Origin of the sequence: Sphingomonas sp. NBWT7 (genome assembly GCF_014217605.1) — a bacterium.
Lineage (GTDB): Bacteria > Pseudomonadota > Alphaproteobacteria > Sphingomonadales > Sphingomonadaceae > Sphingomonas.
The window spans coordinates 1,036,303-1,059,679 of record NZ_CP043639.1 but is presented as its reverse complement, the minus strand read 5'-3'; the positions used below and the strand labels follow the sequence as shown (position 1 = coordinate 1,059,679).

The following is a 23,377-nucleotide window of genomic DNA, read 5'->3' as shown; positions in this document are numbered from 1 at the left end:
GGATGCTGCAATTGTCGGCGCAGGATGCGTCGTTCGTCTATCTCGAAACGCCGCATACGCCGATGCATATCGGATCGGTGGCGATTTACGATCCGTCGACCGCGCCGAGCGGGTTCGTGCGGTTCAAGGACATATTGGCGTTCATCGAGGCGCGGCTGCGTGGGGCGCGATCGTTCCGCCAGCGGCTGGTGCGCGTGCCGTTCGACCTCGATCATCCTTATTGGATCGAGGATCCCGAGTTCGACATCGAATATCACGTCCGCCACATCGCGTTGCCCAAGCCCGGGGACTGGCGGCAATTGTGCATCCAGGCAGCGCGGCTGCACTCGCGCCCGATGGATCTGACCAAGCCGTTGTGGGAGTTCACCATCGTCGAGGGGCTCGACAATATCGAGGGGCTGCCGCCGGGCTGCTTCGCGATCGTCAGCAAGGTGCACCATGCGGCGATCGACGGGATGAGCGGCGTGGAAATGTCCGCCGCGGTGCACTCGATTTCTCCCGACGTGACGCCGCCCGAGGGAGAGGATCCGTGGAAGGCGGAGAACATGCCGCAGGTCGCCGATCTGCTTGCGCGCAGCTACCTCAACAACCTCGTCCAGCCGATGCGGGTGATGGAGACGATCGGCCGGTCGCTGCCCGGGATGGGCAAGCTCGCGGCGCAGGTGGGCAAAGGTGACGTTTCGGTGCGCAATGCGCGGCCCGCGCCACGCACGCCTTTCAACGGCAAGGTCGGTGCACACCGCGTGTGGGACGCGGTGCCCTTCCCGCTGAAGGACATACGCGCGATCAAGGATGCGGTGCCCGGCGCGACGGTGAACGACGTGGTGCTCTCGATCGTCGGCGGGGCGCTGCGCAGCTATCTGATCGGCCGCGGCGAGCTGCCCAAGGACACGATGACGGCGATGGCGCCGATCTCGGTCCGCGGCGAGGGTGAGAAGGCGGCGATGGGCAATCTCGTCTCGGCAATGGTCGTCGGGCTGGGGACGCAGATCGAGGACCCGCTCGAGCGGCTGCGCTTCGTGCATGACGAGGCGAAGAATTCCAAGGCGATGACCAATGCGGTTGGGGCGAAAAACCTCGCCGATTATTCGCAGCTGATGCCGAGCGCGCTCGCCGGGCTGGGCGCGCGGCTCTACACGCGCGTGGGGGCGGCGAACACGCACGCGCCGGTGTTCAACTGCGTCGTCACCAACGTGCCCGGGAGCCGCGTGCCGCTGTATTTCTGCGGCGCCAAGATGGTTGGCATGTATGGCACCGGGCCGGTGTTCGACGGGATGGGGATCATCCACCCGGTCTACAGCTACGGCGATACGATCGCGATCAGCTTCACCGCGGATCGCAACATGCTGCCCGATCCTGCGACTTATGCCACGGCGCTGCGTTCGACGTTCGACGCGCTGCGCGCGGCGGCGGCGGGCCCGGTGCCGGTGCCGTCCGCGCAGATCGTCGACAAGCCGCTCGGCATGAAGAAGGCGGCGAACCGCAAAGGAGCGAAGTGATGGCTGACGAGAAAAATACGGAGACGGCGGGTGCGCAGGGCACGACGACGGACGCCGGCGGCGCGGACGCTGCGGCCGATCGGATGAAGGCCGGCGCCCAGAAGGCGCGCGAGACGTTCGAGGAAAAGGTCGCCGATCCGGCGCGACGCGCGGGCGCGGCGATGAAGGCCTCAGGCGAGAAGGTGGCCGAGGGTAACAAGACGATCGGCCTCGCGATGATCGACCAGGCGGAGCAGAATGCGCGCGAGGCGTTCGCGGCGATGCGCGCGGCGGCGGGTGCGAACGACCTGTCGCAGGTGATGAAGATCCAGGGGGATTACCTGCGCGAGCAGAACCAGCGCAACATGACGCAGGCGCGCGAGATCGGCGAACTCATCATGCGCTTCGGCCGCGAAGCGGTGGCGCCGCTGCGCGGGGCGTCCGAGCGGTAAGACGGATGGCGGGACGGTGCCGACATTTGGCGCCGTCCCGCGAAATCAGGCACCATGGGAGCGCGATGGGGCGTATCGTTTCGTGCGCGAACCGCGCTTTGTCGACTTAATGGTTGCAAACGGTTCAGATCGTGGCGCATTTTCGCCTTAGTAACGAAATCTTTACACCCTCCACCGACCTTTGCTGTTCACGGCGGCAGGAGGGGATCGACGAGTGCCGGAGGATAGCGGGAGACTGCAGGCGGCCTATCACCGCGACCGAGCAGCGGCGGAGCGTGAGGCGGCGCGGCGATCGACCGACCTCCGGGCACGGGACGTCCATCTGGCGCTGGCGCGCGGGCACGAGCGCGCGATGCTGGTCGCGCGACGCATCAGTCCCGCGAACGATCGTGCCGCTATAACCGCGATGATAGGCGCGAACCTAAGGGCGGCGATCGGACTGCCGGGGGCGGCGATCGCGGTGTCGATCGCGTCGGGTGGCGAGGCGAAGGAGTAGCAGAGTCGAGCGGAGATCAGTGCGCCGGAGGCGGCGATCGAGGTCTTGATCGCGCCGGGCGGCGAGCCGAAGGAGTAGCCACGTTCGGCGGCGATCGGACTGCTGGACGCATCATTTGCGGGGTCGACAGCGCCGGGCGGCGACCCGAAGGAGTCGCAGCGTCGGGCGATGATTGGTTTGCCGGAGGCGGTGCGGCGGTGTCATTGCATTACAGGGCGAAGCGAAGAAATAGCGGCATCAGTCTGAAGCGACGGACGCGACGGCGCGGGCGAGCGCGGCGGCTAGGCTCACGATGGAGGGGCCAAAGCCCGCGTCGATCGGCAGACCGGAGACGGTGCTCACATGCTCCGCTGCTGGGCTGTGGCATGAATGAATAGCCGCGTCCGGCGGCGACGCTCGCGCGCACCGCCGGACGCGGAAGGGATCAGGCGCGGGTCGGGATTTTCTCGAACGGCACGTCCTTGTCGACGCGCACGTCGCCGGGCAGCCCGAGCACGCGTTCGGCGATGATGTTGCGCAGGATCTCGTCGGTGCCGCCCTCGATCCGCGTCGCGGGGGAGCGCATCAGCGTCGCCTGGAAACGGGCGGCGTGCGCGGCACGCGCAGGGTCGGTCAGGACGCCCGCCTCGCCCTGCAGATCCATCGCGAAGGTCGCGATATCCTGGCTTGTGGCGCCGGCGACGAGCTTGCCGATTGAATTCTCCGGACCCGGCTCCTGACCCTTCGACAGCGCGGTCAGCGCGCGCATCGAGGTGTATTTGAGGCCGCTCGCCTTGGTCGCCCAATCGGCGACGCGCGAGCGGATCGACGGATCGTCGATCAGCCGGCCGCCCTCGCTGCCCGGCGCGCGGACGGCATAGTCGAGCAGCGTCTCAAACCCCGTCGACATGCCGGCGCCGATCGACAGCCGCTCGTTCATCAGCGTCGTCAGCGACACCGTCCAGCCCTGGCCGACGCCGCCGAGGCGCTGACTATCGGGCACGCGCAGATCGGTGAAGAACACTTCGTTGAAGCCCGACTGGCCGTGCGCCTGAAGGATCGGGCGCACCTCGATCCCGGGCGAGCGCATGTCGACCCAGAACATCGTCAGCCCCTTGTGCTTGGCGACGGTGGGATCGGTGCGAGTAAGGAGGATGCCGTATTGCGAGATGTGGGCGCCCGACGTCCAGATCTTGGAGCCGTTGATGACCCACTCGTCGCCGTCCTTCACCGCGCGGGTGCGAAGACCCGCGAGATCGGAGCCGGCGGCGGGCTCGGAGAACATCTGGCACCAGATGTCCTGGCCGGCGGCGAGCGGCGGGAGCAGCGCCTGCTTGTCGTCCTCATTCCCCCATGCCATCACCGTCGGGCCGCACATTCCCTGGCCGATGATGAAGGTGAAGGAGAGGGTGGCGTAGACGCCTTCCTCCTGGTTCCAGATGACGCGCTGCATCGGCGTAGCGCCGCGGCCGCCATATTCCTTGGGCCAGTGGAGGCACGCCCAGCCGGCGTCGTACTTCTTCTGCTGCCACGCCTTGCTCTCGGCGAGCATGTCGAAATCGGCGATGTCGCCGGCGGTGCCGTGACCCGAGCCCGACAGGATCGGGTGGAGGTGCTTGGGCGCGTTGGCATCGATCCAGGCGCGCGCTTCGGCGCGGAAGGCGGCTTCTTCGGGGGTATCGTCGAAGTTCATCGGTCTGGCCTCCTTCAGGCGGCGATTGGCATGTTGGCGTCGGCGAGGCGTGTAACGAGCTTCTCTTCCCAATCAGGCAGGCCGCCGATGGCGAGCGCGAGCTGGTTCGCGCGGCGATAGAAGAGGTGGCAATCCATCTGCCACGTGAAGCCCATGCCGCCGTGCACCTGGATGTTGTTCTTCGCGCAGTGGCGGAAGGCGTTGGTGGCCGACACGCGCGCGGTGGCGGCGGCGCGCGGCAGTTCGGCCGCGCCGGTGGAGAGCGCCCAGGCGCCGTAATAGGCGTTCGAGCGCGCCAGCGTCGCCGAAACGTACATGTCGGCGAGCATGTGCTTGATCGCCTGGAAGCTGCCGATCTGGCGGCCGAACGCCATGCGCTCGAGCGCATAGTCGCGGCCCATCTCAAGCGCGCGGTCGGCACCGCCGATCTGCTCGAAGGCGAGCAGCACGGCCGCGCGATCGAGCAGGATCTGGAGATTCGCCCAGCCTTCGCCGCGCTCGCCCAGCCGCTCCGCCGCGGCGCTGTTGAAGGTGAGTTCGGCCTGGCCGCGCGTCGGATCGACGGTGTCGAGCGCGCGGCGCTGCACCTTGTCCTGCGACAGATCGACGAGGACGAGGCTGAGCGCGTCGCCTTCCTTGGCGAGCACGACCGCGACGTCGGCGATATCACCGTCCAGCACGGGCGCCTTGGTGCCGCTGAGCGTGCTGTTGGCGAAGGCGAGGCGCACGCTCTTCTCGGTCAGTCGCTCGCCCTCCGCGCTGGCGACGCAGCCGATCGTCGCACCGGCTGCCATTTTGGGCAGCCACGCAGCCTGCTGTTCGGGCGTGCCGAACGACTTGATCGCTTCGGCCGCGAGGTAGATCGACGACAGGATCGGCAGTGGGGCGAGCGCGCGGCCGAATTCCTCCGCGACCGCGCACAGTTCGAGATAGCCGAGGCCAAGGCCGCCGTGCTCCTCGGGAATGGCGATGCCGAGGAAGCCCATCTCAGCCACGCCCTGCCACAGCTTGCGGTCGAAGCCGCCGCCTTCCAGCGCCTTGCGGACGCGATCGGTGGGGCATTCGGCGGCGAGGAAGCGGCGCGCCTCCTGACGGAATTCATTCTGTTGTTCGCTGAAATCGAACTGCATCGATCCCCTCCCTCAATCCTGCGGTAGCTGGTGGACGTAGACTTCGTTGTGCGCGATCCGATCACCGTCGAGCAGCACCATGTCGAACCCGCGCAGCCGCCCGCCGCCATCCGCGACGTCGCAATACCAGCGGCCGCAGAAGCCGCCGGGGATCGGCCACGTCTCGTCGGGGGTGTAGGTCATCGCCGGCGTCGCGGCGAACAGCCCGGTCAGATAGGTGCGCAGCGCATCGTGGCCGGTGATGCCGGCGGCGGTCTGCGGATCGAAGTAGCGGCAATCGGGGGCGTAAAAGCCGAGCAGCGCGGGCACGTCCTTCGCCGTCCACGCCGCGAGCCAATCGGCATTGTAGCGGGCGATATCGACGCTCATGCCGCCACCATCGGTGCGCCGACGACGCGTGCGACGTGCGCGGGCTCGAAGATCTCGGGCGGCACGGCCTCCGGCCCCGCCATGGTCGCGACGCCGTGGAGGCCGAGCGTCGGATCGAGCGCGGACTGTTCGTGATAGCGGCGGCGGCGCGCGCGCGCTGGCTCGCCGAATTCCATGTCGAGCGTCGCCTGCATCTCGGCCGCGATCTTGAGCCGGCGCATCCGCTCGGCGCGCTCGGCGGCGTAGCTGCGGAAATCAGGCTGGGCGCCGGCGGGCGTTTCCTTGAGGATGTCGCTGACGCTGCGCACGTCCCGGTAGGTGATCGACAGGCCGAGGCCGAGGATCGGATCGTTCCACCCGGCGGCGTCGCCGACGAGCACGGCGCCGGGCGCATAGGGGCGATCGGCGGCGCTGGAATTGTTGTAATAAGCGAACAGCGGGCTTGCGGGCGTGCCGCCGGCGATCGCGGCATTGTGCGGCGCCGATTTCATGCGGAAGGCGTCGAGGAAGCGGGCGGGGCCCTCGCTGCCGGCGAACCGCTTCGTCTCCGAAAGGTGCCAGCCGCCGTAGACGCGCATCCGCCCACCGCCCTGCGGAAAGGCGAGGAAGGCGAAATCGTCCTCCGTCCCGATCGCCTGGCGCGTCTGATCCCAGGCGTCGACGCCGTCGACCAGCAGCCCGGCGAACCAGTGGTGCGGCTTGTCCTGATGCAGCGTCAGCCCGGCGGCGCGGCGAACGGCTGACTGGCGCCCCTCGGCACCGACGACGAGCGGGGCGTGCGCGACGTGCTCGGCGCCGTCGTGGAGATAGGTGACGCTGGGCGCCGATCCGCAGGCGATCGCCTTCACATCGACGCCGCGCAGCGCGGTCGCGCCCGCCGCGGCGGCGGTGTCGAACAGCGTCTGGCAGTGGACCGGGTGGCGGATGCACAACGGGCCGGGGACGTCGGGCGCGAAGATCCCGAGCGGCAGCGCGCTCGCCTCCGCCGCGGCGGGATCGCGCGTCTCGTCGTAGGTGACGTGGCTTGTGAGGTGGTGTCCGCCGACGGCGACGAGCGTGCCGTAGAGGCCGAGCCGCTTCGTCTCGGTAACTCCCCACGGCGCGATCCACTCGCCGCGCACCTTGTCTTCGTAGACGGTGGTCTTCTCGAGCAGCAACACCGATCGCCCGGCGCGTGCCATCACCGCCGCCAGCGCCGATCCGCCGATGCCACCCCCGACGATGATGAGGTCGTACGTCATGCCCGCTCTCCTGCCGTCCCCGCCCAGTTCGAGCGGTGGATCGGCGACTAAGTCGATCGACCTAATCGCCCGACACGTACGGGGGCGGGGGGCGCAAAGTCAAGGCGGCTAGTGCGCCGGTCAGCCGCCAAGCTTGGAGAGGATGAAGGCCGCGAGGAAGCCGATCACGGCGATGAAGCCGGAATATTCGTGTGTTTCCTCCGTCGCTTCGGGGATCATCGTGTCGACGAGCATCGCGAGGATCGCACCGGCGGCGACCGCAGTGACGGCGGCGATCGTGTCCTTGCCCGCGTCGGCGAGGAGCAGGTTGCCGAGCAGCGCGGCGATGCCCGAGGCAACCGCGATCGCGCCCCACACGCCGAAGACGTAGGCGGCGCTGCGCCCAGCCTTCTTCATGCCGGCGGCGCTCGACAGCCCTTCGGGCAGATTGGACAGGAACACCGCGGCGACCGTGACGGTGCTGACCCCGCTGCCATCGAGCAGGCTGACGCCGATGACGATCGATTCGGGAATGCCATCGAGCAGTGCGCCGATCGCGATCGCTAGTCCGCTGCTGTCGGAGCCGTCCTGGCTTTCGGCGGCGTTCGAGCCCGAGCGCTTGCGGTGCCGCGCACCGGCGCGTGAGACGAGGACGTTGGCGAGCGTGTAGACCGCGGCGCCGCCGACGAAGCCGAGCGCGGTGCTGTCGAACCCGCCCGCGGCATAGGCCTCGTCCATCAGATCGAACGCGACGGCGGAGATGAGCACGCCCGAGCCGATCGCCATGACGGCCGCGATCAGCCGCTGCGGCAGACTGGCAAACCAGGCGATCGCCGCGCCGATCAGCAGCGCCGATCCGCCGACTAGGCCCCACAGCCCGGCCTGCAGCGCAAGCATCAGCGCTCGTCTACGCCTGCGCGGTCGCGGCCCATCCACGCGACCAGCGTCGCGGCGCCGAGTAGCGCGGTGCCGATCAGCGCGCGATCGCGAGTGCGGATCAGCGCGAGGCCGAGCGTGGCGGTCGACGACAGGACCACGCCGACCTTGGCCGTGCCAGCACCATGCGCGAGGCGGGCAGTACCGCGCGCGGCGGCGAAATGCTGACCGGGCGAGGCGGCGTCGGCAGCCGGGGCCTCCGCATCCTTGATAGAGCCGGTGCCACCGGCGACGTGATCGGCGACCCACGCGCCGCGGGTGCCGAGCGCGGTGGGCGCGCCGCGCGTGGTGTCGCGCGCGGTCTGGTGCTCGAGCTCGGAATTGAGTTCGGCGCCAAACAGCAGGATGTAGCTCGACAGATAGAGCCAGGTGAGCATCACTACGACCGCGCCGAGCGAGCCGTAGGTCGCGTTATAGTTGCCGAAGTTGGCGACGTAGAGGCCGAACCCGAGGCTGAGTGCGAGCCACAGCAGCGCGGCGAGGAGCGAACCGGGCGTGAGCCACACCCAGCGCGCGCGATCACGCGCGGGGCCGTAGCGGTAGAGCGTCGCCGCTCCCGCCGCGCCGCCGAGCAGCAGCAGGACGTAGGAGAGAATTTTGCCGAGCGCGAGCAACGCCGCCGGTGCCCAGGGCAGCAGTGTGTCGAGATGACCGAGCGCGGCGATCGCGACGCCGGCAAGAATTGCGACGACCACCGCGCCGACGGTGATGCCGATCGCGGTGAGGTTCGTCGCGATGAAGCCGCGCGTCTCCTTCTCCTCGTAGGCGATGTTGAGCGCCGACATGACGGCGCCCGCACCGTTGCGCGCGCCGAACAGCGCGGTGGCAAGCGCGAGGAGAAGGCCGAAGCCCTTCTTCCCGTCCGACGTATCGACGACGTTGAGCAATTGCTCGCCGACGAGCCGCGCGGCGTCGGCGGGCATCACCTGCGCGAGCGCCTGGACGTTGTCGATCACCGTCTGCCGATCCGCGACGAGGCCGTAGAGCATCACCACTGCGCCGAGCAGCGGGACGATCGCGAGGAAGCCGTAGAAGGCGACGCCGGCGGCGATCAGCCCGATATTGTCGTCGCTGCCCTCGCGCCACGCGCGCACCAGCACCTGCTTCCACGCTGGCCGCGGCATCTGCCACGGGGTCGCGGCGTCACGCCCGGCGCCGGTCGGCGCGTTTGAACCATCGGCAGCCTTCGTCAATCGCTGTTTCCCCTTGTCCTGCGCAAACAACTCGCCGGCGAGGCGCCCGTTGCGGGACTTGACGTGGATCAGCGCGGATCGGCCGCCTGCGGGAACGTTTCCCCGCGCGCGTGATGCATCGCGGCGACGAACGTCGGATCGGCGCGCAGCCGCCGCATGACATGGACGATGCCGCGCCGATCGACCGGTACGGCGCCGAGGTCGAGCGCCGCGCGGCGCTGTGCCTGCGGCAGATCGTAGTGCGGAAAGCTGCGCGGCTGGAACCAGCGCCGCTCCATCCCGATCGCGTCTGCCATCGCGTGCAGCTCGTCGAGCGTATCGGCGATCATGTGGCACATCAGGTGGCCGCGAAACGGGTTGCGCGCATCGTCGACGTAAACGGCCATCGCCTGTTCCCTGTTGGCGCGCCCGGCAGGAATCGAACCTGCGGCCCCAAGCTTAGAAGGCTCGTGCTCTATCCAACTGAGCTACGGGCGCGCGCGGGAACGGGCGTTAGCGCGGATTGCGGGCGGGCGAAACCGTCGGCATGATTGCGGCCATGATCGAGGGGGAAACGGTGGGCCGCGTGTCGGCCGATGCGCTGCGCGGGCGGGCGCTGCGCTTCTACGATTTCGTGATGGCGGCGTTCGTCGCGATCCTGCTGCTGTCGAACGTGCTCGGCGCCGGCAAGGTGGCGCAAATCTGGCTGCCCGGCGTCGGCTATTGGCCGTTCGGGGCGGGCATCCTGTTCTTTCCCGTCGGCTATGTGATCGGCGACGTGCTGACCGAGGTATACGGCTATGCGCGGGCGCGGCGGGTGATCTGGGCGGGGTTCGCAGCGACGGTGTTCATGGCGCTGATGGCATGGGTGGTCGTCGCGCTGCCCCCTGCGCCCGACTGGACCAACCAGGCGGCATATGAATCGGTTTTTGGCCAAGTGCCGCGGATCGTCTTTGCGAGCATGTGCGCCTTTTGGGCGGGCGAGTTCGTCAATTCATACGTCCTCGCGCGGATGAAACTCGCGACCGGCGGCCGGCACCTGTGGATGCGCACGATCGGCTCGACGATCGCGGGGCAGGGGATCGACAGCCTGATCTTCTATCCGCTCGCCTTCCTCGGTGCGCAGGGTTGGACGACAGAATTGGTCGTGACCGTGCTGTTCACGCAATGGGCGCTGAAGGTCGCGTGGGAGGTGGTGCTGACGCCGCTGACCTATCTGGTCATCGGCTGGCTGAAGCGCGCCGAGGGGATCGACGTGTTCGACGACGCGACCGACTTTACCCCGTTCGGCGCCAAGGTTTGAATGTTAGTCGAGCTTGCGACCGATCAGCGAATTGCCGCAGGCGAGCGCCATCACCGTTTCGGGCGAAAGCTGATCGACGATGCCCCGCCACAGCGCATCTTCCGGCGGTGCGCCGGCGAGCGCGCCAACCGACATGTCGCGAACTTTGGCAAAGGTGTCGGGCGCGCGCTCGGCTAAGTCGCCCAGCAGCACCGACAAAATCCAATGTAGCGTGTGCGCTGGCGTCTGGTTCGGAAAGGTATCGAGCTCATCAATCGCGAACCGACCCTCGAACATCCGCCGCAGCCCGTCGCGCGTCGCATTGTAGAAGTGCGAGGGATAGCCGTGAACCGGCTGCAGGAACGGCCAGTCGATAAAGACCTTACCCCCCGGCTTGAGCATGCGATGAAATTCGGCGACCACCGCCCACGGATCCTCGACATGTTCGAGCACGGCGAAACAGCCGATCCCATCGAGCGAGTTCGACGCGATCGGATAGCGGGTCGACGGGGCCATCACTAGGTCGGCAGAGACTGAAGGATAGACCTCTAGATAGAGGCAATTGTCTTCCTTCGCATCGCGCCGGCCGCAACCGATATCGGCGTAGAGCTTGTTGGGGTTGGCGCGCACTTCTTCGACGAACGGCCCGAAGCCGCAGTTCGCCGACTCGCGATCGTACATGTTGAGATCGTAGGCGGTGTCGCCATACACGATCGGGAAGGCGTTCTCGCACACTGCAAAGCGGAAATCGCCGCCTGCGCCGGCTAAGGGCTCGAGGATCGACCTGAACGCCGCGTAGCGAAGCTCCGGAAGCTTCGCCTGCCGGTCAAACGCCTCGGCGGTCATTTGCCGACGCCGCTCCGCCATTCCGTAATCGACGAAATGCTGCCGCGCATCGCCGCCGGCCGCGACATAATCGGCAACGTCGGGGTTGGCGGCGCAATAACGATCTGCGTCGAAACGGTCCGCGGTGGCGAGTTCCGTCTCCGACGTATCCGTCAACCGACAAGCTCCAGCAGCCCTTCGAACAGGCGGCGGCCGTCGGTGCCGCCATGGGCCGGTTCGATGCGGCGTTCGGGGTGGGGCATCATTCCCAGAACGTTACCTGCGTCGTTAAGGATGCCCGCGATACGGCGCGCGGAGCCGTTGGTCTCGCCGGCATAGCGGAAGGCGACGCGGCCGTCCCCTTCGATCCGGTCGAGCGTGTCGGCGTCGGCGACGTAATTGCCGTCGTGATGCGCGACGGGGACGAGGATCGTCTCGCCCGCGATGTAGCGCGAGGTGAAGCGGCTGTCGGCATTCTCCACCGTTAGCGGCACGTCGCGACAGACGAAGTTGAGTCCCGCGTTGCGCATCAGCGCGCCGGGCAGCAGCCCCGCCTCGGTCAGCACCTGGAAGCCGTTGCAGATGCCGAGGATCGGCAGGCCGCGCGCGGATGCGTCCGCCACGGCACGCATGATCGGCGAGCGTGCCGCCATCGCGCCCGAGCGCAGGTAATCGCCGTAGGAGAAGCCGCCCGGCAGCGCGACGAGGCCCACGCCGTCGGGCAGCGACGTCTCGCCGTGCCAGACCATGTCGGGCTTGCGGCCCGTAACGCTTTCCAGCGCGACGGCGATGTCGCGATCGCAGTTCGACCCCGGGAAGACGACGACCGCCGTCTTCATGCGTGCTCAATCCGGTAGTTCTCGATCACCGTATTCGCGAGCAGCTGGCGGCACATCGCATCGACCTGCGCGTCGTCGGTCTCGTCGGCGACGTCGAGCTCGATCAGCTTGCCGACGCGCGCGCCGGCAATGCCGGTGAAGCCGAGCCCGGCGAGCGCGTGCTCGATCGCCTTGCCCTGGGGATCGAGGACGCCGGGCTTGAGCGTGACGTGGATGCGCAATTTCATGGCCGATCCGCTATAAGATGCCTCGTCCGATCGCAACCGTTGCCGGACGATGCATGCGCCCGGCCGCGCGACTTACTTGCCGCGCCGCTCGCGATGTTCGGCCATGTCGAGCACCGCCGTCTCGCCGCCGTCGGGCAGCAGGCCGAGGCGACGCGCAACCTCCTGATACGCCTCGACCTCGCCGCCGAGATCGCGGCGGAAGCGATCCTTGTCGAGCTTCTCGTTGCTCGTCATGTCCCACAGGCGGCAGCAATCGGGGCTGATCTCGTCCGCAAGGATGATGCGCCCGTAGTCATTGTCCCAGATGCGACCGAACTCGAGCTTGAAGTCAACGAGGCGGATGCCGACGCCCGCGAACAGGCCGCACAGGAAATCGTTCACGCGGATCGCCAGGTCCGCGATGTCGTGCATTTCCTCCTGGCTGGCCCAGCCGAACGCCGCGATATGCTCGTCCGAGATCATCGGATCGCCGAGTTCGTCCGACTTGTAGGCATATTCGATGATCGTGCGGGGCAGCTGAGTCCCTTCCTCGATCCCGAGCCGCTTCGACAGCGTACCCGCGGCGACGTTGCGCACCATCACCTCGATCGGGACGATCTCGACCTGGCGGATCAGCTGCTCGCGCATGTTGAGCCGACGGATGAAGTGGGTCGGCACGCCGATTGTGCCGAGCAGCGTGAAGATGTGCTCGCTGATGCGGTTGTTGAGCACGCCCTTCCCGTTGATCGTGCCCTTCTTCTGCGCGTTGAAGGCGGTGGCGTCGTCCTTGAAATACTGGATCAGCGTGCCGGGCTCGGGACCCTCGTAGAGGATCTTCGCCTTGCCTTCGTAGATCTGCCGCCTGCGCGCCATCCGCGTGCCCTTCCCGTCAAACGAAGCGCCCCGGCATGCGCGAGCCTATGCCGCGCGGCCGGGGCTGATAGTCGCCGCGGGCTATATGCGACGGGGGGGCGCCGCGCAATCAGCGCGCGGCGGGACGGCCGAGCAGGGCGAGGATGCGGCGCCTCGTGTCCTGCCACGCCGCGCTGTCCGGCGTGACGAGCTCGACATGCCCGGTGGCGGGAATGGTCACCAGCTCGACGCGGTCCCCCGCCGCCGTCGCGCGGGCGACGTAGTCGGTCGCCATGCGATAAGGGATGATCCTGTCCTCGCGGCCGTTGACGAGCGTTTGCGGCACGCCGAGCGGGAGGAGGCGGGGGACCGAGGTATCGGCATAGGGGTCTGCCCGGTCGGTGCCGACGAGCTTCGCGACAACGTCGGTACCGCAGCCGTTGTCGGGGCTGGCGGCGGTAGCTTCGAGATCGGGCAGGCCGCCGAGGCTGACGACATGCGCGATCTTGAGCGGGTTGGCGGCGACGAGCGGGCTTTTCGAAGAGAGTTTCACGCGAGCGGCGAGCCACAAGGCGAGATGCCCGCCCGCGGAATGGCCGACGGCGACGACGCGGGTGAGATCGAGGTCGTACTCTTGCGCGGCGGTCGCCAGCCGATCGGCGGCAGCGGCAGCATCGGCGAAGGTGCCGGGATAGCCGCCGCCGGCGCGATCGACGCCGCGATAGTCGATGTTCCACACCGCGATGCCGGCGTCGCGCAGATCGCCGGCGATCCAGTCCATCAGCGAGCGATCGGCGATCTTCGTCTGCCAGCAGCCGCCGTGAACCATCAGCACGACGGGGTGCGGCCCCTCGCCGGACGGACGCCACAGGTCGATCTTCTGCATCTGATCGCTGCCGTAGGCGATCGTCGCGTCCGCCTTCGGACGCGGGCGTACGGTGAGATCCGCCCAGGTGAGCGGGGTGAACGCCTTTGCAGGCGCAGGTTCGGACGTGCGCGTCATCGTCGTCGGCGAACATGACGCGACGCACAGCGCCGTGGCAAGCAGCACGCAGATGTTGCCGGCGAAGATGGTGCGCAGGTATCGGGGCACGGGCGTTTGATCCAAATATGCTGGGCGAAGTCGGCCGGCACCATGACGGCTTGTCGGAAGCGACGCTACCTTGCTTGGTCACGCTCGCGGCATGTCTGCGTGCCGACTGAGCCGCGCGAAGCGCTGAGGCGGTCCGCGGGTCGCGGGTCGATCAGGGCGGAACGGTTGTGGAACAAGCGTCGGTGCTGCTAGCACGCGGGGATGCCGACCGACGCGACGATCCTGCCGCCCGACAATCCGCCCGTCGGGATATTCGATGCGCCGTTCGATTCGGCGCTGTCCGAGCGCTATCTCGTCTACGCGCTGTCGACGATTACCGCGCGGTCACTTCCCGATGTGCGCGACGGCCTGAAGCCTGTGCACCGGCGCCTGCTGTGGGCGATGCGCCTGCTGCGGCTCGATCCTAGCCAAGGGTATAAGAAATGCGCGCGCGTCGTCGGTGACGTGATCGGCAAATACCATCCGCACGGCGACCAATCGGTCTATGATGCGATGGTGCGGCTCGCGCAGGATTTTGCGCTGCGCTATCCGCTGGTCGACGGACAGGGCAATTTCGGCAACATCGACGGCGATAACGCCGCCGCCTACCGCTACACCGAGGCGCGGCTGACGCAGGTCGCGATCGACCTGATGGACGGGCTCGACGAGGACGCCGTCGGCTTCCGCCCGACCTACAACGGCGAGGAGCAGGAGCCCGAGCTGTTCCCCGGCCTGTTCCCCAATCTGCTGGCGAACGGTGCGAGCGGCATCGCGGTGGGGATGGCGACGAGCATTCCGCCGCACAATGCCGCCGAGCTGATCGACGCCGCGATCGCGCTTATCGACGATCCCGCGGCCGATCCGCTGGCGTTCGTCGCGGGGCCGGATTTCCCGACCGGCGGGATCATCGTCGATCCGCCGGCGATCATTCGCGAGGCCTATGCCACGGGGCGCGGATCGTTCCGCGTGCGCTGCCGCTGGCAGGTCGAGAAGGAGAAGGGCGGCGGCTGGCAGATCGTCGTCGACGAGATTCCGTACGGCATCGCGAAGGGCAAGCTGATCGAGCAGATCGCCGGGCTGGTGAACGACAAGAAGTTTCCGATCTTGGCCGACGTGCGCGATGAATCGGATGCCGCGATCCGACTGGTGCTCGAGCCGCGCAGCCGCACGGTCGATCCGCAGCTGCTGATGGATGGACTATTCCGCCTGTCGGACCTCGAGACGCGCGTGCCGCTCAACCTGAACGTGCTCGACGCGCGGCGCACGCCGCGGGTGATGAGCCTGGCCGAGGCGTTGCAGGCGTGGACCGAACATCAGTTCGTCGTCCTGCGGCGGCGCACCGAGCATCGGCTAGCGAAGATCGCCGACCGGCTGGAGCTGGTAGCGGGATATATCACCGCTTTCCTCAACCTCGACCGGGTGATCGAGATCATCCGCAACGAGGACGAGCCCAAGCCGGTGATGATCGCCGAATTCGCGCTGACCGATCGGCAGGCCGAGGCGATCCTCAACATGCGGCTGCGCAGCTTGCGCAAGCTGGAAGAAATGGCGCTGCGGCGCGAGCAGACGAGCCTGGAGAAGGAGCAGGCCAGCCTGCAGCTGTTGCTGGGATCGGAGCAGCGCCAGCGGACACGGCTGAAGAAGGATCTCGCCGCGGTGCGCGACCGCTACGGCCCCGAGACGGTGCTGGGCAAACGGCGCACGACGATCGAGGAGGCGGCGCCCGCACGCGAGATCCCGCTGGAGGCGATGATCGAGCGCGAGCCGATCACCGTGATCCTGTCGCAGCGCGGCTGGATCCGTGCGATGCGCGGGCACGTCGACCTCGCCTCCGCCGAGACGCTTAAGTTCAAGGAGGGCGATGGTCCGGCGTTCGCGTTTCACGCGCAGACCACCGACAAGCTGCTGCTCGCGGCGGAGAACGGGCGTTTCTACACGCTGGCGGCGGATAAGCTGCCGGGCGGGCGCGGTTTTGGCGAGCCGGTGCGCGCGAGCATCGACCTCGACGGCGGGGTCGGCATCACGCGGCTGCTGCGCGCCGAGCGCGACGGGCGGCTGCTGGTGGCGGCGAGCGACGGGCGTGGCTTCGTCGTGCCGGTGGCCGACGTCGTCGCCGAGACGCGCAAGGGCAAGACGGTACTGACGCCGCGGGTCGGCGCGAAACTGATCATCGTGCGGCCGATCGCCGCGGGCGACGATTACGTCGCGGCGATCGGCGACAACCGCAAGATGCTGGTCTTCCCGCTCGGCGAACTGCCGCAGATGAGCCGCGGGCAGGGCGCGCAGCTGCAACGGTATCGCGACGGGGGCTTAAGCGATGCGATCACCTTCCGCTTCGCGGACGGGCTGAGCTGGCCGATGGGCGGCGATACGGGACGCACCCGGACCGAGACCGATCTGACGGCGTGGCGCACCGCGCGCGGCGCGGCGGGTCGGATGCCGCCGACGGGCTTCCCGCGCGACAATCGCTTCGCCTAAGTCGTTAGAATGGATTAGGCGAACCTTAACCGGGCACGCTCTAGCGCGGGGCTAATGCGCTTATCCGTCGCCCCCCGGCTGCCTGCCGACGAGCCGACCCTGCCGCCCGGGAATACGGCGGCCGAGGGCGCGCTCGAGCTGCTGCCGATCGCGGCGGTGGTCGTGAGCGTCACGGACGACGGGCTACGGTTCGACCTACCCAACGGCACGTTTCGCCGGCTGGGACTTGGAAGCACGGCGGACACATCGATCCTGGCGCGCGATCTGGGGGCGAGAATCGTCGCGTTCCTCGCCGGGCAGGCGCTGCGGCTGCAACTGCCGTGGGCGGTCGGAGACGCGGTCGAGCAGCGTCATTTCGAGGTGACGCTGGCGCGGGTCGCGACCGCCAACGGCCCGCGCTGTCTGGTGACGCTGATCGATCAGACGGGCGAGATGCGCACCGAAGTCAATTTGCGCCGCGAGATGACGACCGACAGCCTGACCGGGCTGCCGAACCGCGCCGGCTTCGGTGACCGGTTGGAGCAAATGATCGAGGCAGGGACCACCGATTATGCCGTGCTGGTCGTCGATCTGGACCGGTTCGGGCGGGTCAATTCGTGCCTGGGCAGCATGGCCGGCGACGAGCTGCTGATCACCGTCGCGCGGCGGATCAAGGGCGCCCTGCGTGCCTGCGACGGATTGGGGCGGATCGGCGGCGACGAATTCGGCATCTTGCTGGCGCTCGATCAGGACCGATCGGAGGCCGACAACGTCGCGCGCCGCGTTCGCCAAGTGCTTGCGACGCCGTTCCGGCTCAGCGAGTTCGAGATTCGGGTATCGTGCTCGATCGGTGTCGCCTTCGGCGCGGACGCGATCGGCGATGCCGAGGACATCATCCGCCACGCGCAGTTCGCGGTGCGCCGATCCAAGGAAACGGGCCAGGCCGAGGCGTACCAGACCGACGCGCTCGATCGTGCGCGCGAGCAGTTCGCGATGGAGACAGCGCTACGCCGTGCGATCGAGGCGAAACAGCTTCGTCTTCACTATCAGCCGATCTGTGACCTATCGACCAGACGGATCGTAGCATTCGAGGCGCTCGCCCGCTGGGTGGACGAGAATGGCAACGACGTGCCGCCGGCGCAATTCATTCCGGTCGCCGAGGAATCGGGGCTGATCGTGCCGCTGGGCCGATGGGCCATCGACGAGGCGCTGCGCACGCTGGCAGCGTGGGACGCGCGAGCGGGGGGCGATTGCGGCGTCGCGGTGGCGGTGAATTTGTCGCCGATCCAGCTGCAACGCGACGGCGTCGCGCCGCTGGTTACGGAAGCGCTGGCGCGTCACGGATTGGCGGGCGAGCGGCTGAAGCTGGAGCTGACCGAAAGCGCGCTGATCGCCGATCCGGACGGCAACGCCGAGGTGTTGCGCGCGCTGAAGGCGACCGGCGCGACGATCGCGATGGACGATTTCGGGACGGGCTATTCGAACCTCGCCTATCTCCAGAAACTGCCGATCGACATCCTCAAGATCGACCGCAGCTTCGTTACCGGCATGCTCGCCGATCGCGACAAAATCGCGATCGTACGCGCGGTGCTCGGGCTCGCCAGTGCGCTTGGCATGGAGACGGTGGCCGAGGGGATCGAGACGCAGGAGCTGGGACAGACGTTGGCGGCGCTCGGTTGCACCTATGGCCAGGGTTATGCCTATGCCCGGCCGCTGGCCGCGGACGAGGCCTATGCGTTACTGGCGGCGTGCACCGACTGAGCCGTGACGGCGTCGGCGATCGCTGCCACGCGATCGGCTTCCGGGAAACCCTCCGCGATCCAGCGCGACTCGACTTCACGCAGCACGCACGCGACGTCCGGACCCCGCGCGACCCCGCGCGCGACGATCTCGCCGCCGCCGATCGGCAGGCGCGGGGGCGTCCATTCGGCGATGTCGTCGAGCGGGGCGCCGGCGACGAGCAGCCGATCGATCGCCTGGGTGGTGCCGTAGCGGTAGGCGAGCGCGCGCGCGCCCTCGTCACCCGCACCGGCCGATGCGGCGACGAGCCGCTTGCGATCGGCGTTCGACAGCCGAAGCCGCGCGCCGATGGTTTCGGCATCTGCACACGGGATCAGCGTTGCGAGGCGGCGGATCGGATCGGGTGCGACGCCCGCGGCTTGCTCGCGCGCGGCCAGGGCGGCCAGTGCGGCAGCGTCGGTGATTTCGGGCAGGACGGGGCGGAAAATGCCGCGCTCGATCATCAGCGCGACGACGGGCACGGCATTGCGCGCGACGAGCAGCTTAAGCAGCTCTGCCGCCACCCGCTCGCGCGACAGCGCCATCAGGTCGTTCGCGCGATCGGTACAGGCGTCTAGCCCCGGCCGATCGATCACGTCGCCGAAACGCGCGTGGAAGCGGAAGAAGCGCAGGATCCGCAGGTGATCCTCCGCGATCCGGCGGTAGGGATCGCCGATGAAACGCACGCGCCGTTCGGCGAGATCGTCCAGGCCACCGAAATAGTCGAACACCGCGCCGGTCAGCGGATCGGCGTAGAGCGCGTTGATCGTGAAATCGCGCCGCGCGGCATCGGCCTGCCAATCGTCGGTGAAGGCGACCGTCGCGTGGCGCCCGTCGGTCTCGACGTCCTCGCGCAGCGTCGTCACTTCCACCACCGTGCCGGCGGACACGGCGGTGACGGTTCCGTGGGCAATGCCGGTAGGGATTGCACGGATGCCGGCCGCCTCGAGCCGCGCGACGACATCAGCCGGTGTGTGGCGCGTTGCGATGTCGATATCGGCGACGTCGAGGCCGAGCAGCGTGTCGCGCACCGCGCCGCCGACGTAGCGCGCGTCGCCGTTCGCCGCGCCGAGCGCGTCGGCGAGCGCGTCGAGGCCGGGGCGGTCGCGCCACACGGCGCGCGGCAGGATCACCCCTGCCATCGCAGCCGCCGTGCGAGGTTGACGATCATCGCCGCCGTGGCGCCCCAGATGCGGCGATCCTGCCACATGATCTCGTAATAGCGCCGCTCGCGGCCCTGCCAGTCGACGGTGGCCTCGACGTGATTGGCGACGTCGAGGAGGAAATCGAGCGGCACCTCGAACACGCTGGCGACTTCCGCCTCCGACGGCACGAGCGGGAGATCGGGCGGCACCACGGCGACGACGGGGATGACAGTGTAGCCGGTGACGGTGCGATAGCGGTCGGCCTCTCCCACCACCGTTACCGCCGACGGGGGCAGTGCGATCTCCTCGTCAGCCTCGCGCAGCGCCGCGGTGATCGCATCCTCGCCAAGATCAAGACGGCCGCCGGGAAAGGCGATTTGCCCCGCGTGGCGGCGCAGCGTCTCGGTGCGCTGCGTCAGGATCACGCCGGGGCGCGGGCGATCGGTGACTGGCACCAGCACCGCGGCCGGCGTGAGCGTATCCTCGGGCGCAGCGTCGAGATCGACGTGATCGCCGGCGAGCAGGATCGTCTGCTGCCCCATGCCATCGGTGAGCGCGCGGCCGAGCCGGTCGACGAGCGAGGTCACGGTGCGATGGGGAAGAACGTGCCCGCGCTCCACACGCCCGGCGTCGCACCATCCTCGCCGGCGAGCGCGCGTTCGGCGAGCTCGTAATAGACCGGCCGGGCGATCAGCGCCTCCAGCCCGCCGCGCACGTGAACATAGGGGTGGGGCCCATCGTCATGCGCGACGACACGCAGTGGGTGATCGGCCGAGGCGGTGACCACGTCGCCGGTGTTGAGCCGGAAGGCGAGCGTAGCGTTGCGGCCCTCACCCTCTGCCTTGAGCTCGACTGCGACGAAGGGCGCGTCCTCGACCGCGATGTCGAGCTTCTCGACCGGAGTAACGAGGACGTAGCCGCCGTCCGGCTCGCGGCGCAGGATGCGGCTGAACGCGCGCACCATCGCCGCGCGCCCGATCGGACTGCCCTGGTGATACCAGGTGCCATCGCGCGCGATCCGCATGTCGCTGTTGCCGCAATGGTCCGGGTGCCAGCGGTCAACCGGGGGCAGGCGGTCGCTGTCCGCCAACCGCGCGATATCCGCAACGGTCAGCGTGTCGAAATCGGGTTGCGGGGTCATTGGCATGGTGCCGAGGTAGGGCGCGCGGGCGTGCGGGTAAAGGCTGGCGGCGATCAGGCGCCGATCAGACGGGGGTGCGCACGTGCGGCCCGATCGCGCCGGCACCGTCAGGCACGCCGGGGCCGCGCGCGAGCAGGCGGTGGCGCTCGAACGGGCCGGGGAGGCGCCACGCGCCGGTGCGCGCGGCGGTGAAGCCGAAGAAGCGGCCGTAATATCCGGGATCACCGATCAGCATCAGCGGCGACTCGCCCATCCGCTCGATCGCCGCAGCGACGAGCAGCCGGCCGATCCCATCGCGCTGCCGCTCGGGCACGACGGCGACGGGGCCGACCAACGTAAGCGGCACGCGCCGGCCGTCGTCGCCGGCGAAAACGATCGGCCACAGCTGGATCGTCCCCACCAGCCCGCCGTTGTCGATCGCGGCGAGGCTGGGGCCGGGTAGCGCGTCGACACCGTCACGCAGGCGATAGGCGGTGCGCGCGTGGCGATCGCGGCCGAACGCGCGGTCGAGCAGACCCTCCACCGCGGCGGCATCCACCGTCTCCAGCGCGACCAGTTCGACCATTCCCCGCTCCAACCGCGGCCGCGCAAACCCGGCCGAAAGGCGCCGCGCTCTAGCCGCTGCCGATCTGAACGCAAGCGGAATGGCGCTGCCCGCGATCAGTCGCTAAGCGCGCCGGCGTGGAAGACACGCTCGAACTCGAAGTGCACGATCTGGAAGTGCCGGTGCTGACCGGCGTCTATTCGGAGGAAACGCACCTGCCGCAGCCGCTGCGGATATCGCTGACCGTGCTGCTCGATGCGCCGGCACACTATGCGCCCGACACGCCGCTGTCGGGATCGAAGAACTACCTCGACCTGAAGCATGCGGCGACGGCGGCGCTGCCCCCCGGCGTGCACTTCACGCTGATTGAGGGGGTCGCTGATCACATCGCCGAGACGCTGTTCCTGCAGGACAAGCGCGTGCAGCGGGTAAAAGTGAAGATCGTCAAGCTGGCGATCGCCGAGGCCGGCGAATCGATCGGTATCACGCTGGTGCGCCACCGCCGCTGACGCGGCGGTCGACGGCGATCAGCCGCCGGCGCCATCGCGGCGGCACGGGCCCAGCTGAGCGACGACGAAGCGATAATCATCCTGCGCGATGCGCGCATCGTTCGCGTCGAGCGCGTGCGTACTGCGTTGGGGAAGCACGGGCGGCAGCGCGCAGGCGAGGCGATACCACAGCAACGAATCGCGCGGCGGCGGGCCGGCGGCATCGTCGACGATCTCCGACAGCGCGACCGCCCAGCGCGGCTGCTCGCCCGGTCGCCGCAGGATGCTGAGCGATACGGGGCGATTGTCGCGCGTGGTCAGGAACACTTGCGTCTCGCCCTCGCCGGGAAGCGAGCCGGGGACGTGGAAGGCGTTGCCGATCCCGGTGACGACGGGGGGCGCGTCACCGGCGACGAGTTCGCCTGCGATGCGACGCGTCACGGCGTCGAGCGCGGGCGTCCAGCCGCGCTGCGCATCGGGGGTAACGAGCTGGATCTGGCCGGGGCTGCCGGCCACCGCGCGCGCAAACAAAAGGACGCGCGCCTTCTTGAACTTCGGTTGCCGCCCATCGGGGCCGAGCGGCGCGTCGAGCACGTAGCCGACGCGCGGTGCCACCGCGTTGATGCCGCGGATCAGCGCGGTGACGTCCGCCTCTACATAATAGCGCGTGACGCCCGGCGGCACGTTCGCCGCCTCCGCGCCCTTGATCCGGACGGTGGACGCGATCGCCGCGTCGATCACCAGATCGCTGGCGATCACCAGGTCGGCGACATCGGCATAGGCGGGCGCGGCGACATTCTCCGCTGCGAGGGCCGGGGGCGAAGCGGGCTGCGCGCACGCGGGAAGGGCGCTCGCCAGAAGCAGCGCGAGCGAACAGATTGGTTTGCTGGCCATGCGTTTCGGTTAATCGATCGCCATGCCGCGATACAGAAATAAATCCGCGATAGGGCGATTGTACGTTTGTTGCGTCCGACAAAGCGTTTGCGTGTCGTTAAACGCCAAGTTAGGACTCGCGGACTGCAAGGGTGTCGTTTAGCCCTTGCGGACGGACCGGCACGCCCATTCCGCCTAGCGGGAGCCGTGGCAGGCCGCCCGGCCCCTTCGGGCCATAGGGATTAGGGAGTGCTTTTGCTGAATGGCCTACTCTGACCAGAAGATGAGCGGGAGCAAGGTCGTCGCGATTGTCATCGTGGCGCTCATCCATGCTGCTCTCGGCTACGCCTTCGTCACCGGCCTCGCGTTCCAGTACGTGAAAAAGGTTTCGGAGAAATTGAACACGTTCGACGTGGAGGAACCACCACCCCCGCCGCCGGACGAACCGCCGCCCCCGCCGCCGGACGTTCCGATGACGCCGCCGCCCGTCGTGACGCCGCCGCCGATCGTGTCGACGCCGTCGCAGGCGCCGGTGATCCAGTCGGTTCCGACGCCGCCGCCGGTGTACATCCCGACCCCGGTCGCTCCTCCGGCCCCGCCGCCTCCCGCTCCGCCCGCACCGCCGGTCGTCAGCAAGGCAGCAGGCGCGAAGGGTGATCCGGCGCAGTGGATCACCAACGACGACTATCCGCCGAGCTCGATCCGGGCCGAGGAAGAAGGCACCACCGCGATCAAGTGGACGATCAACACCCAGGGTCGTGTCGAGAATTGCGTCGTTACCGCGTCCAGCGGTTCCAACGCGCTCGATCAGGCCGCCTGCCGCGCGCTGACGCGCCGCGGTCGCTACGCGCCGGCAACGGACGCAGCGGGCAACCCGATCGCCACGACGCAGACCCGCCGCGTGGTGTGGCGTCTGCCGAGCGAATGACGATCTTCCACTTACGATTTG

Annotated in this window: 25 protein-coding genes and 1 tRNA gene; 8 read left to right on the top strand and 18 right to left on the bottom strand. The window is 68.4% G+C overall.

Annotated features, from left to right (window positions below; genetic code table 11):
• Nucleotides 1–2 precede the first annotated feature (2 nt).
• The 3 genes from F1C10_RS05280 to F1C10_RS05270 all read left to right on the top strand — a co-directional run bounded on the left by F1C10_RS05280 (nt 3) and on the right by F1C10_RS05270 (nt 2,426).
• Nucleotides 3–1,499, top strand: coding sequence for a wax ester/triacylglycerol synthase family O-acyltransferase (locus F1C10_RS05280; protein ID WP_185209404.1), 1,497 nt, complete (start codon nt 3–5; stop codon nt 1,497–1,499).
• On the top strand, nt 1,499–1,930 hold the full coding sequence (locus F1C10_RS05275; protein ID WP_185209402.1) for a phasin family protein: 432 nt from the start codon (nt 1,499–1,501) through the stop codon (nt 1,928–1,930). Before F1C10_RS05280 ends, F1C10_RS05275 begins: the two co-directional genes overlap by 1 nt.
• 214 nt (nt 1,931–2,144) lie before the next feature.
• Nucleotides 2,145–2,426: a hypothetical protein gene (locus F1C10_RS05270; RefSeq protein ID WP_185209400.1), complete on the top strand. Its 282-nt coding sequence runs from the start codon at nt 2,145–2,147 to the stop codon at nt 2,424–2,426.
• Between the two features lie 424 nt (nt 2,427–2,850).
• On the opposite strand, the gene F1C10_RS05265 is transcribed toward F1C10_RS05270, so the two are convergent.
• The 8 genes from F1C10_RS05265 to F1C10_RS05230 form a co-directional block, all read right to left on the bottom strand.
• Complete coding sequence (locus tag F1C10_RS05265) at nt 2,851–4,098, bottom strand: acyl-CoA dehydrogenase family protein (protein WP_085810163.1); 1,248 nt, start codon at nt 4,096–4,098, stop codon at nt 2,851–2,853.
• Between the two features lie 14 nt (nt 4,099–4,112).
• Nucleotides 4,113–5,228 (bottom strand): acyl-CoA dehydrogenase family protein, encoded by a 1,116-nt coding sequence (locus tag F1C10_RS05260; protein ID WP_185209398.1) that lies wholly within the window; start codon nt 5,226–5,228, stop codon nt 4,113–4,115.
• Between the two features lie 12 nt (nt 5,229–5,240).
• A complete protein-coding gene (locus F1C10_RS05255) occupies nt 5,241–5,597 on the bottom strand; it encodes a nuclear transport factor 2 family protein (RefSeq protein WP_185209396.1) in 357 nt (118 codons plus the stop codon).
• Nucleotides 5,594–6,838, bottom strand: a complete 1,245-nt coding sequence (locus F1C10_RS05250; protein ID WP_185209394.1) for an NAD(P)/FAD-dependent oxidoreductase — start codon at nt 6,836–6,838, stop codon at nt 5,594–5,596. The genes F1C10_RS05255 and F1C10_RS05250 overlap by 4 nt, the downstream gene beginning before the upstream one ends.
• Before the next feature lie 120 nt (nt 6,839–6,958).
• Nucleotides 6,959–7,714 carry a ZIP family metal transporter gene (locus F1C10_RS05245; protein WP_185209392.1) on the bottom strand — a complete coding sequence of 252 codons (756 nt, stop codon included), beginning with the start codon at nt 7,712–7,714 and terminating at the stop codon, nt 6,959–6,961.
• Complete coding sequence (locus tag F1C10_RS05240) at nt 7,714–8,946, bottom strand: YihY/virulence factor BrkB family protein (RefSeq protein WP_258043084.1); 1,233 nt, start codon at nt 8,944–8,946, stop codon at nt 7,714–7,716. Before F1C10_RS05240 ends, F1C10_RS05245 begins: the two co-directional genes overlap by 1 nt.
• A gap of 68 nt (nt 8,947–9,014) precedes the next feature.
• The gene (locus F1C10_RS05235) at nt 9,015–9,332 is read right to left on the bottom strand and encodes a DUF4031 domain-containing protein (RefSeq protein ID WP_185209390.1); all 318 of its coding nucleotides are present in this window, start codon (nt 9,330–9,332) and stop codon (nt 9,015–9,017) included.
• 14 nt (nt 9,333–9,346) lie between these two features.
• A tRNA-Arg gene (locus F1C10_RS05230) sits at nt 9,347–9,423 on the bottom strand.
• A 61-nt stretch (nt 9,424–9,484) separates the two neighbouring features.
• On the opposite strand from F1C10_RS05230, the gene F1C10_RS05225 reads away from it, so the two are divergent.
• Complete coding sequence (locus F1C10_RS05225) at nt 9,485–10,228, top strand: queuosine precursor transporter (RefSeq protein ID WP_185209388.1); 744 nt, start codon at nt 9,485–9,487, stop codon at nt 10,226–10,228.
• Between the two features lie 3 nt (nt 10,229–10,231).
• Here the strand turns inward: F1C10_RS05225 and F1C10_RS05220 are convergent, their stop codons facing one another.
• The 5 genes from F1C10_RS05220 to F1C10_RS05200 all read right to left on the bottom strand — a co-directional run bounded on the left by F1C10_RS05220 (nt 10,232) and on the right by F1C10_RS05200 (nt 14,022).
• Nucleotides 10,232–11,209, bottom strand: coding sequence for a class I SAM-dependent methyltransferase (locus F1C10_RS05220; protein ID WP_258043083.1), 978 nt, complete (start codon nt 11,207–11,209; stop codon nt 10,232–10,234).
• Nucleotides 11,206–11,871, bottom strand: coding sequence for a phosphoribosylformylglycinamidine synthase subunit PurQ (gene purQ / locus F1C10_RS05215; RefSeq protein ID WP_185209386.1), 666 nt, complete (start codon nt 11,869–11,871; stop codon nt 11,206–11,208). Before purQ ends, F1C10_RS05220 begins: the two co-directional genes overlap by 4 nt.
• Nucleotides 11,868–12,098, bottom strand: coding sequence for a phosphoribosylformylglycinamidine synthase subunit PurS (gene purS, locus F1C10_RS05210; protein ID WP_185209384.1), 231 nt, complete (start codon nt 12,096–12,098; stop codon nt 11,868–11,870). Before purS ends, purQ begins: the two co-directional genes overlap by 4 nt.
• A 72-nt stretch (nt 12,099–12,170) precedes the next feature.
• Nucleotides 12,171–12,950 carry a phosphoribosylaminoimidazolesuccinocarboxamide synthase gene (purC, locus tag F1C10_RS05205; protein WP_085810142.1) on the bottom strand — a complete coding sequence of 260 codons (780 nt, stop codon included), beginning with the start codon at nt 12,948–12,950 and terminating at the stop codon, nt 12,171–12,173.
• 109 nt (nt 12,951–13,059) lie between these two features.
• Nucleotides 13,060–14,022: a S9 family peptidase gene (locus F1C10_RS05200; protein WP_258043082.1), complete on the bottom strand. Its 963-nt coding sequence runs from the start codon at nt 14,020–14,022 to the stop codon at nt 13,060–13,062.
• 201 nt (nt 14,023–14,223) lie between these two features.
• Here F1C10_RS05200 and parC point away from each other — a divergent pair, with 201 nt between their 5' ends.
• Together parC and F1C10_RS05190 are read left to right on the top strand one after the other, a co-directional pair.
• On the top strand, nt 14,224–16,479 hold the full coding sequence (gene parC / locus F1C10_RS05195; RefSeq protein ID WP_185209382.1) for a DNA topoisomerase IV subunit A: 2,256 nt from the start codon (nt 14,224–14,226) through the stop codon (nt 16,477–16,479).
• A 54-nt stretch (nt 16,480–16,533) separates the two neighbouring features.
• The gene (locus F1C10_RS05190) at nt 16,534–18,219 is read left to right on the top strand and encodes a bifunctional diguanylate cyclase/phosphodiesterase (RefSeq protein WP_185209380.1); all 1,686 of its coding nucleotides are present in this window, start codon (nt 16,534–16,536) and stop codon (nt 18,217–18,219) included.
• Here the strand turns inward: F1C10_RS05190 and F1C10_RS05185 are convergent.
• From F1C10_RS05185 to F1C10_RS05170, 4 genes are read right to left on the bottom strand one after another with little or no spacing between them, the layout of a single operon-like run.
• Nucleotides 18,189–19,379, bottom strand: coding sequence for a CCA tRNA nucleotidyltransferase (locus F1C10_RS05185; protein WP_185209378.1), 1,191 nt, complete (start codon nt 19,377–19,379; stop codon nt 18,189–18,191). The two genes, F1C10_RS05190 and F1C10_RS05185, sit on opposite strands and share 31 nt — an antisense overlap.
• The gene (locus F1C10_RS05180) at nt 19,367–19,924 is read right to left on the bottom strand and encodes a CoA pyrophosphatase (protein ID WP_185210086.1); all 558 of its coding nucleotides are present in this window, start codon (nt 19,922–19,924) and stop codon (nt 19,367–19,369) included. Before F1C10_RS05180 ends, F1C10_RS05185 begins: the two co-directional genes overlap by 13 nt.
• Before the next feature lie 41 nt (nt 19,925–19,965).
• Entirely contained in the window at nt 19,966–20,529 is a 564-nt protein-coding gene (locus tag F1C10_RS05175; RefSeq protein WP_185209376.1) for a DUF1285 domain-containing protein, read from the bottom strand.
• Nucleotides 20,530–20,587: 58 nt separating this feature from the next.
• On the bottom strand, nt 20,588–21,088 hold the full coding sequence (locus tag F1C10_RS05170) for a GNAT family N-acetyltransferase (RefSeq protein ID WP_185209374.1): 501 nt from the start codon (nt 21,086–21,088) through the stop codon (nt 20,588–20,590).
• A 116-nt stretch (nt 21,089–21,204) separates the two neighbouring features.
• Between F1C10_RS05170 and F1C10_RS05165 the strand changes: the two genes are divergently transcribed.
• Nucleotides 21,205–21,576 (top strand): dihydroneopterin aldolase, encoded by a 372-nt coding sequence (locus tag F1C10_RS05165; RefSeq protein WP_085810136.1) that lies wholly within the window; start codon nt 21,205–21,207, stop codon nt 21,574–21,576.
• Between the two features lie 18 nt (nt 21,577–21,594).
• Here the strand turns inward: F1C10_RS05165 and F1C10_RS05160 are convergent, their stop codons facing one another.
• Complete coding sequence (locus F1C10_RS05160; RefSeq protein ID WP_185209373.1) at nt 21,595–22,449, bottom strand: hypothetical protein; 855 nt, start codon at nt 22,447–22,449, stop codon at nt 21,595–21,597.
• Nucleotides 22,450–22,690: 241 nt separating this feature from the next.
• Between F1C10_RS05160 and F1C10_RS05155 the strand changes: the two genes are divergently transcribed.
• Complete coding sequence (locus F1C10_RS05155; protein ID WP_185209371.1) at nt 22,691–23,356, top strand: energy transducer TonB; 666 nt, start codon at nt 22,691–22,693, stop codon at nt 23,354–23,356.
• The last annotated feature ends 21 nt before the right edge of the window (nt 23,357–23,377 follow it).

Excerpts from the sequence above, each read along its gene's own strand:
- F1C10_RS05280 (WP_185209404.1), top strand. The coding sequence starts at position 3 with ATGCTGCAATTGTCGGCGCAGGATGCGTCGTTCGTCTATCTCGAAACG.
- F1C10_RS05275 (WP_185209402.1), top strand. The coding sequence starts at position 1,499 with ATGGCTGACGAGAAAAATACGGAGACGGCGGGTGCGCAGGGCACGACG.
- F1C10_RS05265 (WP_085810163.1), bottom strand. The coding sequence starts at position 4,098 with ATGAACTTCGACGATACCCCCGAAGAAGCCGCCTTCCGCGCCGAAGCG.
- F1C10_RS05260 (WP_185209398.1), bottom strand. The coding sequence starts at position 5,228 with ATGCAGTTCGATTTCAGCGAACAACAGAATGAATTCCGTCAGGAGGCG.
- F1C10_RS05255 (WP_185209396.1), bottom strand. The coding sequence starts at position 5,597 with ATGAGCGTCGATATCGCCCGCTACAATGCCGATTGGCTCGCGGCGTGG.
- F1C10_RS05250 (WP_185209394.1), bottom strand. The coding sequence starts at position 6,838 with ATGACGTACGACCTCATCATCGTCGGGGGTGGCATCGGCGGATCGGCG.
- F1C10_RS05245 (WP_185209392.1), bottom strand. The coding sequence starts at position 7,714 with ATGCTTGCGCTGCAGGCCGGGCTGTGGGGCCTAGTCGGCGGATCGGCG.
- F1C10_RS05235 (WP_185209390.1), bottom strand. The coding sequence starts at position 9,332 with ATGGCCGTTTACGTCGACGATGCGCGCAACCCGTTTCGCGGCCACCTG.
- F1C10_RS05225 (WP_185209388.1), top strand. The coding sequence starts at position 9,485 with ATGATCGAGGGGGAAACGGTGGGCCGCGTGTCGGCCGATGCGCTGCGC.
- purQ (WP_185209386.1), bottom strand. The coding sequence starts at position 11,871 with ATGAAGACGGCGGTCGTCGTCTTCCCGGGGTCGAACTGCGATCGCGAC.
- purS (WP_185209384.1), bottom strand. The coding sequence starts at position 12,098 with ATGAAATTGCGCATCCACGTCACGCTCAAGCCCGGCGTCCTCGATCCC.
- purC (WP_085810142.1), bottom strand. The coding sequence starts at position 12,950 with ATGGCGCGCAGGCGGCAGATCTACGAAGGCAAGGCGAAGATCCTCTAC.
- parC (WP_185209382.1), top strand. The coding sequence starts at position 14,224 with ATGCCGACCGACGCGACGATCCTGCCGCCCGACAATCCGCCCGTCGGG.
- F1C10_RS05190 (WP_185209380.1), top strand. The coding sequence starts at position 16,534 with ATGCGCTTATCCGTCGCCCCCCGGCTGCCTGCCGACGAGCCGACCCTG.
- F1C10_RS05185 (WP_185209378.1), bottom strand. The coding sequence starts at position 19,379 with ATGGCAGGGGTGATCCTGCCGCGCGCCGTGTGGCGCGACCGCCCCGGC.
- F1C10_RS05180 (WP_185210086.1), bottom strand. The coding sequence starts at position 19,924 with ATGGGGCAGCAGACGATCCTGCTCGCCGGCGATCACGTCGATCTCGAC.
- F1C10_RS05175 (WP_185209376.1), bottom strand. The coding sequence starts at position 20,529 with ATGCCAATGACCCCGCAACCCGATTTCGACACGCTGACCGTTGCGGAT.
- F1C10_RS05170 (WP_185209374.1), bottom strand. The coding sequence starts at position 21,088 with ATGGTCGAACTGGTCGCGCTGGAGACGGTGGATGCCGCCGCGGTGGAG.
- F1C10_RS05160 (WP_185209373.1), bottom strand. The coding sequence starts at position 22,449 with ATGGCCAGCAAACCAATCTGTTCGCTCGCGCTGCTTCTGGCGAGCGCC.
- F1C10_RS05155 (WP_185209371.1), top strand. The coding sequence starts at position 22,691 with ATGGCCTACTCTGACCAGAAGATGAGCGGGAGCAAGGTCGTCGCGATT.